This window comes from Tsukamurella tyrosinosolvens (assembly GCF_900104775.1).
Taxonomy (GTDB): Bacteria; Actinomycetota; Actinomycetes; order Mycobacteriales; family Mycobacteriaceae; genus Tsukamurella; species Tsukamurella tyrosinosolvens.
The window spans coordinates 2,049,082-2,061,668 of sequence record NZ_FNSA01000003.1 but is presented as its reverse complement, the minus strand read 5'-3'; the positions used below and the strand labels follow the sequence as shown (position 1 = coordinate 2,061,668).

15 protein-coding genes and 1 tRNA gene are annotated in these 12,587 nt (G+C 69.5%); 12 read left to right on the top strand and 4 right to left on the bottom strand.

From position 1 onward, the window contains the following. Nucleotides 1–274 precede the first annotated feature (274 nt). Nucleotides 275–649 carry a MarR family winged helix-turn-helix transcriptional regulator gene (locus tag BLW32_RS26710; protein WP_170181058.1) on the top strand — a complete coding sequence of 125 codons (375 nt, stop codon included), beginning with the start codon at nucleotides 275–277 and terminating at the stop codon, nucleotides 647–649. Between the two features lie 45 nt (nucleotides 650–694). On the opposite strand, the gene BLW32_RS11375 is transcribed toward BLW32_RS26710, so the two are convergent. Then, a complete protein-coding gene (locus BLW32_RS11375) occupies nucleotides 695–1,303 on the bottom strand; it encodes a TetR/AcrR family transcriptional regulator (protein ID WP_068742107.1) in 609 nt (202 codons plus the stop codon). A 153-nt stretch (nucleotides 1,304–1,456) separates the two neighbouring features. Between BLW32_RS11375 and BLW32_RS11370 the strand changes: the two genes are divergently transcribed. Then, the gene (locus tag BLW32_RS11370; protein ID WP_068742108.1) at nucleotides 1,457–2,551 is read left to right on the top strand and encodes an alkene reductase; all 1,095 of its coding nucleotides are present in this window, start codon (nucleotides 1,457–1,459) and stop codon (nucleotides 2,549–2,551) included. Between the two features lie 8 nt (nucleotides 2,552–2,559). Beyond that, a complete protein-coding gene (locus BLW32_RS11365) occupies nucleotides 2,560–3,057 on the top strand; it encodes a cupin domain-containing protein (RefSeq protein ID WP_170181059.1) in 498 nt (165 codons plus the stop codon). A gap of 116 nt (nucleotides 3,058–3,173) precedes the next feature. Here BLW32_RS11365 and BLW32_RS27025 read toward each other — a convergent pair whose 3' ends face one another. Then, the gene (locus tag BLW32_RS27025; protein ID WP_139286129.1) at nucleotides 3,174–3,479 is read right to left on the bottom strand and encodes a hypothetical protein; all 306 of its coding nucleotides are present in this window, start codon (nucleotides 3,477–3,479) and stop codon (nucleotides 3,174–3,176) included. 452 nt (nucleotides 3,480–3,931) lie between these two features. Here BLW32_RS27025 and BLW32_RS11360 point away from each other — a divergent pair, with 452 nt between their 5' ends. The 7 genes from BLW32_RS11360 (at nucleotide 3,932) to BLW32_RS11330 (ending at nucleotide 9,352) form a co-directional block, all read left to right on the top strand. After that, entirely contained in the window at nucleotides 3,932–4,840 is a 909-nt protein-coding gene (locus BLW32_RS11360; RefSeq protein ID WP_068742110.1) for an acetoacetate decarboxylase family protein, read from the top strand. A 47-nt stretch (nucleotides 4,841–4,887) separates the two neighbouring features. Further along, the gene (locus BLW32_RS11355) at nucleotides 4,888–5,859 is read left to right on the top strand and encodes an NAD(P)H-quinone oxidoreductase (protein ID WP_068525123.1); all 972 of its coding nucleotides are present in this window, start codon (nucleotides 4,888–4,890) and stop codon (nucleotides 5,857–5,859) included. Nucleotides 5,860–5,923: 64 nt separating this feature from the next. After that, nucleotides 5,924–5,995, top strand: a tRNA-Gly gene (locus tag BLW32_RS11350). 61 nt (nucleotides 5,996–6,056) lie between these two features. Then, entirely contained in the window at nucleotides 6,057–6,374 is a 318-nt protein-coding gene (locus tag BLW32_RS11345) for a DUF6412 domain-containing protein (RefSeq protein ID WP_068742111.1), read from the top strand. A 90-nt stretch (nucleotides 6,375–6,464) separates the two neighbouring features. Beyond that, nucleotides 6,465–7,328, top strand: coding sequence for a membrane protein insertase YidC (gene yidC / locus BLW32_RS11340; RefSeq protein ID WP_068742112.1), 864 nt, complete (start codon nucleotides 6,465–6,467; stop codon nucleotides 7,326–7,328). A gap of 40 nt (nucleotides 7,329–7,368) precedes the next feature. Further along, complete coding sequence (locus BLW32_RS11335; protein WP_068742113.1) at nucleotides 7,369–7,707, top strand: hypothetical protein; 339 nt, start codon at nucleotides 7,369–7,371, stop codon at nucleotides 7,705–7,707. A gap of 82 nt (nucleotides 7,708–7,789) precedes the next feature. Continuing rightward, complete coding sequence (locus tag BLW32_RS11330) at nucleotides 7,790–9,352, top strand: acyl-CoA carboxylase subunit beta (protein WP_068525120.1); 1,563 nt, start codon at nucleotides 7,790–7,792, stop codon at nucleotides 9,350–9,352. Nucleotides 9,353–9,360: 8 nt separating this feature from the next. Here the strand turns inward: BLW32_RS11330 and BLW32_RS11325 are convergent, their stop codons facing one another. Further along, the gene (locus BLW32_RS11325) at nucleotides 9,361–9,879 is read right to left on the bottom strand and encodes a CGNR zinc finger domain-containing protein (protein WP_068742114.1); all 519 of its coding nucleotides are present in this window, start codon (nucleotides 9,877–9,879) and stop codon (nucleotides 9,361–9,363) included. Between the two features lie 7 nt (nucleotides 9,880–9,886). Continuing rightward, the gene (locus BLW32_RS27490) at nucleotides 9,887–10,060 is read right to left on the bottom strand and encodes a hypothetical protein (RefSeq protein WP_170181060.1); all 174 of its coding nucleotides are present in this window, start codon (nucleotides 10,058–10,060) and stop codon (nucleotides 9,887–9,889) included. A 105-nt stretch (nucleotides 10,061–10,165) separates the two neighbouring features. Between BLW32_RS27490 and BLW32_RS11320 the strand changes: the two genes are divergently transcribed. Then, nucleotides 10,166–10,345, top strand: coding sequence for a hypothetical protein (locus BLW32_RS11320; protein ID WP_068742115.1), 180 nt, complete (start codon nucleotides 10,166–10,168; stop codon nucleotides 10,343–10,345). Then, complete coding sequence (locus tag BLW32_RS11315) at nucleotides 10,335–12,584, top strand: heavy metal translocating P-type ATPase (protein ID WP_068742116.1); 2,250 nt, start codon at nucleotides 10,335–10,337, stop codon at nucleotides 12,582–12,584. Before BLW32_RS11320 ends, BLW32_RS11315 begins: the two co-directional genes overlap by 11 nt. Nucleotides 12,585–12,587 lie beyond the last annotated feature (3 nt).

The following is a 12,587-nucleotide window of genomic DNA, read 5'->3' as shown; positions in this document are numbered from 1 at the left end:
GGCCTCATCGCAGCCGCCTCCTCACCCGCCGGCAAATTAACTTCCACGGAAACTACTACATGATTCTCTATTTTGTATGCGATATCGCCACGCGAATCTTGCCACGTGTTGCTACCGCACAGCACTGCCACACAATCGACCGCGGACAGACCGGTCGCGACGGTACGGTCGGATGGTGTTTGACTGGTCGCGCTCGCCTCACCCCAGGCAAGGAAGGGAGACCGCGATGGCTCGCCCGGACCGAGGCCTTCGGCGACTCCGTCTCCTGGTCGAGGTGGAGACCAGACTCTGGAAGGGACTGGAAGACCGCCTCGCCGACGCCGGCCTCCCTCGCCTCGGATCCGTCGAAACCATGAACGTGATCGCCTCAGGCCGACAGGTGCGGCCCCTCGATGTCGCAACCGCCCTCGTCATAACCCCGGGCGCGGCGACGAAGATCATCGAGCGCCTCGTCCAGGCACGAATGCTGGAGCGAGTAGCAAGCACCGACGACCGGCGCAGTCACACTCTTCGCCTCACCGATCGCGGCGAGAGCGCTCTCGCGGACTCGTCCGACCTCGCCGACAAGTACTTCGCCGAACACTGGCCGGCAGACGAGCGCTTCGACGCCTTCCTCGCCGCGTACCGGAACCGCCTGCTCGATCGTTGAGTCAGGCCGACGGTCGCCGCCACAGGTCGCGCACAACCCTGCCACTCAGGCGTGATCCCACGGAAGCCGTCCCAAAGCCAGTTCGATCACCTCCTTGAGGGCGCGCGTTTCAATCCCGGATGATGCAGCGGCGGCCAGGCCGTTCGACAGCACGAGCGTGTACGCCGCCACCCCGTCGGCGGACACCGCGCCCGAGAGCTCCCCCTTCGCCTGCGCCTCCCGCGCCCGCTCCGAGATCGAACTCTGAATCCCTGCGCGCTGAAGGCGAATCTCTTTCCTCATCTCATCAGGAATGCCGCTCGAGGAGAGCGAACTGTGCACGAGTAGACATCCTGGCGGAGTCCGCTCATCCGTCGCCGCGCGGATCACGCCCTCCAGTAGAGCGCGCACCACCTCGTTGAACGACTCCTTCTCAAGAGCCGCGGGGATGTACCCAGCGACCGTCTGGCGGTAGTGCTCCACAACGCGGGCGAACAGCCCCGCCTTGGACCCGAACGCGCCGTAGAGGCTGCCAGGGTTCAGCCCCGTCGCCTCGCGCAGATCCGCGAGGGTCGTCCCATCGAACCCCTTCTCCCAGAACACCCTCTCCGCCGCACTCAACACCTCCTCATCGTCGAATCCACGCGGCCGCCCAATCACCATCACAACCTCCACGTATTTTTTGATCGTGCATTCAGTATAGCTTGACGACGGGCAACCACACTGGCACTATCGCCACATCTTGAATATCTGCTCAGAAACTGTTTCGGTGCACGAGACCGGCGACCTGCCCGTGCACCGGTCAACCGACGCAAGGGGAGCACAGCCATGCCTCAACTGTTCGACGATGTCACGGTGGGCGAACTGGCCCTGGACAACAGAGTCGCCCTGGCCCCGATGACCAGAAGTCGCGCCGACTACGACGGCACGCCGACCGAACTGATCGCCGAGTTCTACCGGCAGCGCGCCGGCCTGGGCTTGCTCATCACCGAAGGGACGCAGCCGTCCGACGAGGGGCAGGGCTACCCGTCGACGCCAGGCATCTACCTGCCCGAACATATAGCCGGCTGGCGGCGCGTCGCACAGGAGGTCCATGACGAGGGTGGCCGAATCTTCGTCCAGCTCATGCACGCCGGACGCATCGCCGACCCCGACAACACCCGATTCGGCACCCAGGCGGTGGCCCCCTCGGCGATTCCAGTCACGCACACGACGATGCACACCGCGACCGGCACGCAAGCGATCCCGCGGGCGCGAGAGATGACGCGCAACGACATCGACAGGACCATCTCGGACTTCGCCTCAGCGGCCCGGGCCGCCACTCAAGCCGAAATCGACGGGGTGGAGCTGCACGCCGCCAACGGATACTTGCTCCAACAGTTCCTCTCCCCCAACACCAACATCCGAACCGATGAATTCGGCGGTCCAGTGCGCAACCGGATCCGGTTCCCCTTGCGCGTGGCCCAGGCCACGGCCGGCGCGATCGGCGGATCCCGGGTGGGGATCCGTATAACCCCCGGTGGGACCGTTGGCGAGATCGACGAGGGCGCGGACTACCCCGACTTGTACGAACGATTCGTCGCAGCCCTCGCGCCGCTCGACCTCGCGTACCTGCACGTCGCATTCCTCCGCCCGACGACGGCGAAGGACGAGCACATGCTTGAACGCCTACGTGAGGTGTGGCCGGGCGCCATCATCATCAATCGTGCCGGCCGCACTGTCGACCAGATCGGATCCGATATCGCAGCCGGAGTCGCGGACCTGGAATCGGTCGGCACCCACGCACTCGCGAACCCGGACCTTATCGAGCGCTTGCGCCACGGGTACCCGTTGAACACACCGCGCCCCGAGTACTTCTACGACGGAGGCGAGCGCGGCTACACCGACTATCCTCCGTACGACAGGCAGGACGACGCCCGATGAAAATCTCCGTGACCAGCAAGGTCTCCGCCACCAACGTCGCCGACCAACACACCTTCTCCTACTACGGCGCCGCCGCGTCGGTGAAACTCAGCTCCGAGCAGACCTCCGATCGCTTCTACATGATCTCCTCGACCATTCGCCCAGGGATAGCCCCTCCGCTGCATGTGCATCATTTCGAGGACGAGGTCTACGTGGTGTTACGCGGAACCGTCAGATACTTCCATGGCGCTGACTGGCTCGACGAATGCGAGACAGTGGACGTATCGGCCGGCGGGTCGGTGTGGCTGCCACGAGGCATCCCGCACACCTGGGACACCGTCACGAGCGAAAGTGACATTCTACTGATCACCAACAACGGCAACTTCGAGCGGTTCACAAACAAGATCGTCGACCTCGAGCTCGGCAACGTCCGCCACGACAATGACATCGCGTACCTCTATCGCGAGCACGGAATGGAAGTGCTCGGCCCAGCCCCGGACCTCCATGGCGTCGGGGGCTCGCGGTAGCCGGCGCCACCAATTCCGCGCACGCGGGTACCGTCGTGTCAGTGGCTGGAGCGGAACCGGTGCGTCCGAGCGCATTCACCCCGGAGCGCTCTTCGAGAAGCGCCGCAGCCACACCTCTAGAATGTCGACGTTTTGGTGACGTCGACGATGACGCCGTGCCCTTCCCGGCCGAAGACCGTCATTCGTGAGCTCGCCTCGATGGTCCACCCAAAGGCGGAGTACGTGTTCCCGTAGTGGATCACTGTGGCCGGCCAGGTCACAGCCATGTTTCCGTACGTCCAGTTCACTCGCCCGCCGCGGTAGACGAAACCATTAGCGGGCTCTCCCGATGGCGCGCGATAGTTCTTGCCGAACGCGCCGGACTGGCATTCGACCCGATCCACATAGACGTTGCACGTCGTCTTGCCCGTTTCAGTTGTCACGCGTGTGACGCCGACGGCACTTTCCGAGAGCGCTGTCGGCGTCACACGGGCGGCGGATGACGAGCTCGCCGCCTCTGCCGACCGCATAACGGACGATGCCGATTCCCGCCCTGACGAGCCCCCTTGTTGTCGGGCTCCGATTGTTGACACGGCTACCGTGCCCGCGGGAGCCGAAGCCTCTCCGCGATCGCCGCAGGATGAAGCACCCGCGGCCACGCCGACGAGCAAGACAGCACTCGTGACACGCATCGAAGCGTTCATGTCCCCTCATTCCGGTTTAGCATCCGCGATCTCCAGTTGCACATGAATCGCTGCCCCTTGGGTGAGCGTTAGCACCACGCGGACAAATCGCCCGCGGCCAGCACGGCACACCTCTCGTGTTGACACTGCTTACATTGATATCTACGCTCGATGTAAGCACCGCACACATCACCGAGGCGAGGAGCCTGGACATGACCGCAGCAGCAACCGACACCGTCGAGGTCGACCTGGGCGGTCGCACCGTCCGCATCCCGAGGGACGGCCTCTACGACCGGTACCGGATGGACACACCGCTCGACGAGATCGCCGCCGACCCGCGCGTACGCGACGTCGACTTCTTCCGCGCGCTGCCGAAGGCGCGGGTCGACTCCCCCATCGGCCCCACGCGCACGCCGAACTTCTACTACGCGATGTCCTCCGCGCGACTGACGATGCTCGCCCCGACCCGCGCCATCCGCCGGCGGCTCCCCGAGGAACTGACCCCGCTGGAGGTCGCGCCCGGCCTGGGCCTCGTCTCGGTCATGTTCTTCCGCTACGACGTCTGCGACATCGACTTCTACACCGAGGCCGCCGTCGGGGTCGCGGTACGCCCGGCGCGCCACGGCGGCCCGGGCGTCGCGGATCTCGCCTCCGCACTCGGCGGCGACCACCTGCACTCCTACGTCCTCTCACTCCCGGTCAACACCGAGATCGCGCAGGTCCGCGGGCACGACGGCTACGGCTTCCCGAAATGGGTCACCGACCTCGACGTCGACATCACCGCCGCGAGCACCTCCGCCCGGGTCGCCACCGCCGACGGTGGCGTCGATCTCGCCTTCTCCGCCCGCACCCCACGGCAGAGGGCGCACGCCAGCGGCGCGAAGGTCTCCACGCTCACGTCCTACACGCGGCGCGGGAACGCCTGGTTCGCCACGCTCAACCAGACCAACGTCCTCGCGACCGGGACCTCGCCGTTCCCCCGCGGAATCGACCTCACGCTCGGCGAGGGCCGCATGTCCGACGACGTCCGATCCCTCAGGCCGATCCGCGCCATCGCGCTGGACGTGAACACTGGAGCACAGGCGGCCCTGCACATGCCCGTCCCGATCTCCGTCCGCTGACCGCACCCGACCGAAAGGCACCCACCATGACCTCCGTCCCCACGTCCATGCGCGCGATCGTCGTCGACGACGAGAAGAACCTCGTCATCGATGAGATCCCCACCCCCGTTCCCGCCGCCGGCGAGGTCCTCGTCCGCATCGAGGCGGCAGGGATCAACCGCGCCGACCTCCTGCAGCGCCAGGGCCTCTACCCGCCCCCGCCCGGGATCACCGACGTCATGGGCATGGAGGTCTCGGGCACCGTCGTTCTGCTGGGCCCGGACGTCGATGGCCCCGCCGTCGGCGACGAGGTGTGCGCTCTCATGGCGGGCGGCGGCTACGCCGAGTACGCGGTGGTCCCCGCAGCGCAGTTGCTGCCCGTTCCGGCCGGCGTCCCGCTGATCGACGCAGCGGCACTCCCGGAGGTCGCGAGCACCGTGTGGTCCACGATCGTCATGGACGCCGGACTGAAGGCCGGCGATCTGCTCCTCGTGCACGGCGGTGGCAGCGGCATCGGGACCCATGCGATCCAGGTCGCGAAGGCGCTCGGCGCGCGGGTGGCCGTCACCGTCGGTTCGGAGGGCAAGGCCCAGCGCTGTCGCGAGCTCGGCGCCGACATCGTGATCAATTACCGCGAGCAGGACTTCGCCGCCGAGCTGGCGGGCCAGGTCGATGTGATCCTCGACATCATGGGCGGCAGCTACCTCCCCCGGAACATCGACGCGCTGGGCGTCGGCGGGCGGCTCGTGATCATCGGTATGCAGGGCGGGTTCACGGGTGAGGTGAACGTCGGCGCGCTCATCGGCAAGCGGGCCCGGATCATCGGACTGAACGTGCGGAACCGGCCCCTGACCGGCCCCGGATCGAAGGCGGAGATCGTCGCCGCGGTCGCCGCGAACGAGTGGCCGCTCGTGGAGAAGGGCCTCATCGAGCCAGTGATCTCCGCGCGGCTGCCGCTCGCCGAGGCGGAGCAGGGACAGGCCCTCCTCGAATCGAAGGACTCCGTCGGCAAGGTGCTGCTCCTGCCGCGGGAAGCCTGACGCCACCATCCGATTCGCGTCGGGGCGCAACTTTCGTGTAACTTGTTGCTCGCCCGATGGGCACGCGGATGTAGCGCAGTGGTAGCGCATCACCTTGCCAAGGTGAGGGTCGCGGGTTCGAATCCCGTCATCCGCTCAAGAAGCCCCGGCCGCGTACGCGGCCGGGGCTTCAGCCATTCTCCCGTACTGTGGCAACCATGACCGCCGACCTGCTCCGGAGACTCCCCCGCTGGGGCGACATCTCCGCGCCGTGGATCGCGGTGGTCGCGCTGTTCGTCGCCGGCGTCGCCGTGTCCGACGGTGCCGCCGCCCTCGTCGGTATCGCCCTCGCCATCGCCGTCGCCGCGCTCTGCCGTGCGGCTGCGGACCGGGACGACCGCGCACCGTCGGGCCCTCAGACAGGACGGGAACCGGACCAACGGCTCCGGGGCGCCTACCGCCGCAGTTCCATGCCCAACGGAGCGGGGCGGCCCCGTCGACCTCGAGCACCCGGCTTCGCCGCCTCCGCGGCGTAGCCCTTCCTTCCCGGCACACGCCGCACACGCAGACCCTTTCCGCTGCGCGCGGTCACTCGCGCGCACCCCTGCCTGTGAGGTGCTTCTTTCATGCTCGATGTCGTCTACTACCCGATCTCCGCCGTCCTCTGGGCCTGGCATCGCGTCTTCGGTGCGATCCTCGGCGCCGACAACGGCGTCGCCTGGGCCCTGTCCGTCGTCTTCCTCGTCTTCACCGTCCGCGCCCTGTTGCTGTGGCCCGGCATCGTCTCCGCGCGCACGGGCCGTCGCCTGCAGAAGCTGCGCCCCCAGCTCGACACCCTGCGGCGACAGCACGGAAAGGACACCCGGAAGCTGGCCCTGGAAACGCAGAAACTCCAGCGCGAGCACGGGGTCCGGCCGCTGCTCGGGTGCCTGCCCGCGCTGGTACAGATCCCCGTCTTCTTCGGCCTCTACCACGTGCTGCGCTCGTTCAACCGCACCGGAACCGGCCTCGGTCAGCTCGGGCTCACGCCGGAGCAGAACGCGAACACCGCGAACCACGTCTTCTCCGCGCACGACGTGCAGTCGTTCCTGGGCGCCCGCCTGTTCGGCGCGCCGATCTCCGTATCGATGTCGAGCTCCGACACCGTCCTCGCCTCGTTCGCGCAGTTCGGCGGCGTGCCGAGTGTCGCGTCGATCGCGGCCGTCGCGATCCCGCTGATGCTCATCGCATGCCTCGCGACGCACGTCAACGCGCGCTTCTCCCTGAGCCACCAGATCACCGACACGGGCAGCAACCCGATGCAGGCCGACATCATGCGCAAGCTCATGCTGTGGGTGATGCCCGTGGGCAGCATCGTCGCGGGACCAGTCCTCCCCGTCGCGATCCTGCTGTATTGGGTGGCGAACAACATCTGGACCTACGGCCAGCAGCACGTGACACATCGCGTTCTGGAAAGGGATGAGGCGCGTGCCGCACGCGCAGTAGCGTGAGGACGGACCGCGAAGGACTGGAACCAGCGCAGGAGCGACCGTGGGCACGACCGTGACGGACGAACAGATTCAGGATCTGGTGCGGACCGCGCAGCCGTACAGCCTGGTCCTGCTGCGCTGGGGCCCGCGCCGCGACCAGGACGGTGCCGAGGCGATCGAACGAGAGCATCAGCGGCGCATGGTGTCCCTGCGCGCCGACGGAGTCATCGCGATCCTGTGCCCGATCCTCGACGACGCCATGGCCGGGATGGCGGTGATGACGGTGCCCGCCGAGCGCGCCGCGGAGATCATCGCCGGCGACCCGTGTGTGCGGGCCGAGATGATGCACAGCGAGGTGTACCCGTGCCTGAGCTTCCCCGGCGACGCGCTGCCGGGCTAGACGCGCGGCGTGCGGACCGGCGGGAATGGACGGAACCCGGCCGGCTGTCCACCTCTCGGTGACGGCCTGCTAACTTCCGATCGTGAGCGAACCCACACCGGAACAGGCACTGAACGACCGCGTGCGAGCCGCCTACCGGGCGGTCACCGACGAGGCGCGCGCCGAGAAGGTGGCCAAGCAGCACGCCCGCGGCAAGATGACCGCCCGCGAGCGGGTCGCGCTCCTCGCGAGCGGCGGCTTCCACGAGTTCGGCGCGCTCGCCGGGCCCGGCCCCGCACAGCAGGGCGCCGCTCCGCTGGTCGCTCCGGGCGACGGCGTGGTCACCGGCATCGGCTACATCGACGGTCGGCCCGCGGCGATCGCGGCGTTCGACTTCACCGTGCTCGGCGGCAGCAACGGCGCCACCGGAATGGCGAAGCTGGACCGGTGCGCCGAGCGCGCCCTGCTCGACGGGATCCCCCTCGTCATGCTCATGGACGGCGGCGGCCACCGCATGCAGGAGGCCCTGGACTCCCGGCTCGCGGCCCCGGGGTCGAAGCTGCTGCTGCGCCTGGCCGACCTCTCCGGCCACGTGCCGCTCGTCGCGGCGATGATGGGCCCCGGATTCGGTGCGCCCGCGAATATCTCGGCGTGCTGCGACTTCGTGACGATCGTGCGCGGCATGGGCACCATCGGCATCTCGTCGGCGCCGCTGGTGCAGGCCGCGACGGGTGAGAACCTCACCAACGACGAGATCGGCGGCGCCGACCTGCAGGCCGAGCGCGGCGTCGTCGACGTGGTGACCGACACCGAGCAGGAGGCGGTCGACGCGATCCGCGCCTTCCTGAGTTACCTGCCCGCCTCCGCTGCCGACGAGCCGCTGGTCCCCGCCGGCCCGTACGAGCCCGGCGACACGGCGGACGCCATCGACACGCTGGTCCCGTCGTCGATGCGACAGGCGTACGACGTGGTGGACGTCATCGAGGCGATCGCGGACGTGGACACCGTGTTCGAGCTCAAGCGCCTGCACGCGCCGAACATCGTGACGGCCTTCGCGCGGATCGACGGCCGCGCGGTGGGCGTGGTCGCGAATCAGCCGCGCTTCCACGCGGGCGCGCTCGATGCCAACGCCTGCGAGAAGGCGGCGCACTTCATCGCGGTGTGCGACACCTTCGGGCTCCCGCTGCTGATCCTCATCGACCTGCCCGGCTTCCTCGTCGGCGCGGGCGCCGAGGAGACCAATCTGGTGCGGCGCAGCGCCCGGCTCGGCTACGAGCTGGCCGCCGCGACGGTCCCGCGCTTCGTGATCGTGACCCGCAAGGCCTACGGCGCCGCGTACATCGCGATGGGCGGCGGCCGCAGCATCGAGGCCGACCTCTCGCTGGCCTGGCCCACCGCGGAGATCTGCGCGATCCCCATCGAGAGCGCGGTCGACCTCGCCTTCCGGTCGCAGTACGAGGCGGCGCCCGATCCGGCCAAGGCCCGCGGCGACCTCATCACTCTGTTCCAGGCGAACGTCGACCCGCTGCTCGCGGCCGACGGCTTCGGCATCGACGACGTGGTGCTCCCGTCGGCGACGCGGCCCATGCTCGCGGAGGCGCTGGGCCGGGTCCGGCGCCGCCCGCCGCGGGTGCCGCAGAAGCGGCGGTCGATCTCCCCGATCTAGGGACCGCGTCAGGCCCGGCGGTGCCGGCGCACCGCGTCGGTGTTCGCGCAGCGCGGCGAGCAGTAGGACTGCCGGCCGCCGCGGCTGGTGTCGGCGAAGACCTTCGGGCAGCCCTCACGGGCGCAGGCACCGAGGCGCGCGCCCTCGGCCTCGGTGGTGAAGACGGCCAGCCCGCCGGCAGTGACGGCCTTGACGCGGCCCAGAAGGGACTCGGTCTCCGGGGTGAAGTGCAGGTGGGGCCGCCAGTCGTCGTGCGCGGTGAGGTAGATCCCCGCCGTACCCGCGGCGAGGAGCCGGTTCACCGCGGTGCAGCGGTCGTCGACGGTCTCGGTGAGGAAGGGCGCCCGCAGCAGCTCTGTCCACTCGCCGAGGCCGCGCACCGCCCGCTCGTCCAGCTCGATCCGGCGGATCTCGTGCTGGTGCAGCGCCGCCGCGACCCGGTCCTCGGTCCACGCGCCGTCAGCCCGGAGGTTCACCAGGTCGACGGAGAGGCGTACCCCGGTCATGTTGTCGTGGTCGAACTGCACGGGACGATCATCCCGCCTGCGCGGTGATCTCGGGCTCCGACACGGGCACCTCCGCGTTCCGGCCGACCAGCTTGATCCGCCACGCGCCGCAGGCGCAGCGCTGGTACATCACGACCCCCTCGCTGGTCGGGTGGTGCGACTCGGTCTCCCAGGCGTGGATCTGCAGCTCGTTCTCGTTCATGCGATTCAGCGTGCGACCGGCTCATTCGACGTTTCAACCATTACATGTGCCGCGGCCGCGGTGCCGCCGCCTTCGTACCCTAGGGGGGTATAGTAGGATGCACGGATGCGGAAGGCGGGTACGGCGATGAATCCCCTGGTGACGATAGGCGTGTTCGCGGCCGGACTGGCCGTCGTCTTCGCCGCCTCGTTCGCCGTGGGCGCCGCTGTCGGGCCGTCGTCCGACGGTCCGGGGCCGCACGCCGGCGCACCGTCGACCTCGGAGGGAGGCCACGATGTCCACTGACACCCGCCCGTCCGAGACCGTGCTCGACCTCGCGATCGAGGGCATGACGTGCGCCTCGTGCGCGAACCGGATCGAGCGCAAACTGAACAAGCTCGACGGGGTCACCGCCACCGTCAACTTCGCCACCGAGAAGGCGCACGTCACGGCGCCCGCGGGCACGGACGCCGCGGTCCTCATCGACACCGTGGAGCAGGCGGGCTACGCCGCGCACGTGCCCGCACCTCCGGGCGACGACGAGGAGGACGAGCCGGCCGGCCGCACCCACGAGCCCACGGACGCGCTGCGCCGGCGCCTGCTGGTGAGTGGGGCGCTCACCATCCCGGTGATCGCGATGGCGATGATCCCGGCGCTGCAGTTCGACTACTGGCAGTGGCTCTCGCTGACCCTGGCCTCGCCGGTGGCGGTATGGGGCGCGCTCCCCTTCCACCGTGCGGCGTGGACCAACCTCCGGCACGGCACCGCGACGATGGACACGCTCGTCTCGATCGGCGTGCTCGCCGCGTTCGGTTGGTCCGTCTACGCCCTGTTCTGGGGCGCGGCGGGCGTCACCGGGATGACCCACCCGTTCACGTTCAGCATCGAGCGGATGGACGGCACCGCCAACATCTACCTCGAGGCGGCCGCCGGCGTCACGACGTTCATCCTGGCCGGTCGCTATTTCGAGGCGAAGAGCAAGCGGCGGGCCGGCGCCGCACTGCGCGCCCTGCTCGAGCTCGGCGCCAAGGACGCGACCGTGCTGCGCGACGGTGTCGAGACGCTCGTCCCCATCGGCGACCTCGCGGTGGGCGACGAGTTCGTCGTGCGGCCGGGCGAGAAGATCGCCACCGACGGCGTCGTCGTCGCGGGGCAATCCGCCGTCGACGCCTCGATGCTCACCGGCGAGTCGGTGCCCGTCGAAGTGCGCTCAGGCGATCCCGTCGCCGGCGCGACGGTCAACGCCGGCGGCAGGCTCGTCGTCCGCGCCACCCGCGTCGGCGCGGACACGCAGCTCTCCCAGATGGGCCGCCTCGTCGAGGACGCGCAGGCCGGGAAGGCCACGGCCCAACGCCTCGCCGACCGCATCTCGGGCGTCTTCGTCCCGATCGTCATCGCCGTCGCGGTGGGCTCCCTCGGCTTCTGGCTCGGCACCGGCCAGCCGGCGTCGATGGCCCTGACCGCAGCCGTCTCCGTGCTCATCATCGCCTGCCCCTGCGCGCTCGGCCTCGCCACCCCGACGGCCCTCCTGGTCGGCACCGGTCGCGGCGCGCAGCTCGGGATCCTCATCAAGGGGCCCGAGGCGTTGGAGCACACCCGCACCGTCGACACCGCCCTCCTCGACAAGACCGGCACCGTGACCACCGGCGTGATGACCCTCCAGGCGGTGCACGCGGCGAAGGGCGAGACCGCCGACGAGGTGCTCGCCGTCGCCGCCGCGCTCGAGGCCGCATCGGAGCATCCGATAGCCCGCGCCGTGGTGCGGGCCGCCCCCGAGCCGCTCGCACCGGTGGACGACTTCGCCGCGGTACCCGGCCTCGGGGTCCGGGGCGCGGTGGGCGGCCGGGCCGTCACCGTCGGGCGCCCGAGCCTGCTCGACGAGGCCCGTATGCCCCTGCCCGACGACCTGCGCGCGTCCTTCGACGAGGCCCAGCACCGGGGCCAGACCCCGATCGCGGTCGGCTGGGACGGCGCCGCCCGCGGCGTGGTCGTCGTCTCCGACGAGGTCAAACCCACCTCGCGGGAGGCGATCGCCCGGCTCCGCGGTCTGGGCCTGCGCCCGATCATGCTCACCGGCGACAACGAGCCCGCGGCGCGGTTCGTCGCCGCGCAGGTCGGCGTCGACGAGGTGATCGCAGGGGTGCTGCCCGCGCAGAAGGTGGAGGCGGTGCGCCGCCTCCAGGCCGACGGCCGCGCGGTGGCGATGGTCGGCGACGGGATCAACGACGCGGCCGCGCTGGCGGCCGCCGACCTCGGCATCGCCATGGGCACCGGCACCGACGCCGCGATCGCGGCCGCCGACCTCACCCTCGTCAGCGGCGACCTGAGCACCGTCGTCGACGCGATCCGACTCTCGCGCCGCACCCTGGGCACGATCAAGGCCAACCTGTTCTGGGCCTTCGCCTACAACGTCGCGGCGCTCCCCCTGGCGGCCGCCGGGCTGCTCAACCCCATGCTCGCCGGCGCCGCCATGGCGCTGTCCTCCGTCTTCGTCGTCAGCAACAGCCTGCGACTGCGGAATTTCCGACCCCAGAAGGGATACTGATCC

Coding starts and splice junctions, on each gene's coding strand:
- BLW32_RS11320 (WP_068742115.1), top strand. CDS start 10,166: ATGCGGAAGGCGGGTACGGCGATGAATCCCCTGGTGACGATAGGCGTG.
- yidC (WP_068742112.1), top strand. CDS start 6,465: ATGCTCGATGTCGTCTACTACCCGATCTCCGCCGTCCTCTGGGCCTGG.
- BLW32_RS27490 (WP_170181060.1), bottom strand. CDS start 10,060: ATGAACGAGAACGAGCTGCAGATCCACGCCTGGGAGACCGAGTCGCAC.
- BLW32_RS11315 (WP_068742116.1), top strand. CDS start 10,335: ATGTCCACTGACACCCGCCCGTCCGAGACCGTGCTCGACCTCGCGATC.
- BLW32_RS11370 (WP_068742108.1), top strand. CDS start 1,457: ATGCCTCAACTGTTCGACGATGTCACGGTGGGCGAACTGGCCCTGGAC.
- BLW32_RS11355 (WP_068525123.1), top strand. CDS start 4,888: ATGCGCGCGATCGTCGTCGACGACGAGAAGAACCTCGTCATCGATGAG.
- BLW32_RS11345 (WP_068742111.1), top strand. CDS start 6,057: ATGACCGCCGACCTGCTCCGGAGACTCCCCCGCTGGGGCGACATCTCC.
- BLW32_RS11360 (WP_068742110.1), top strand. CDS start 3,932: ATGACCGCAGCAGCAACCGACACCGTCGAGGTCGACCTGGGCGGTCGC.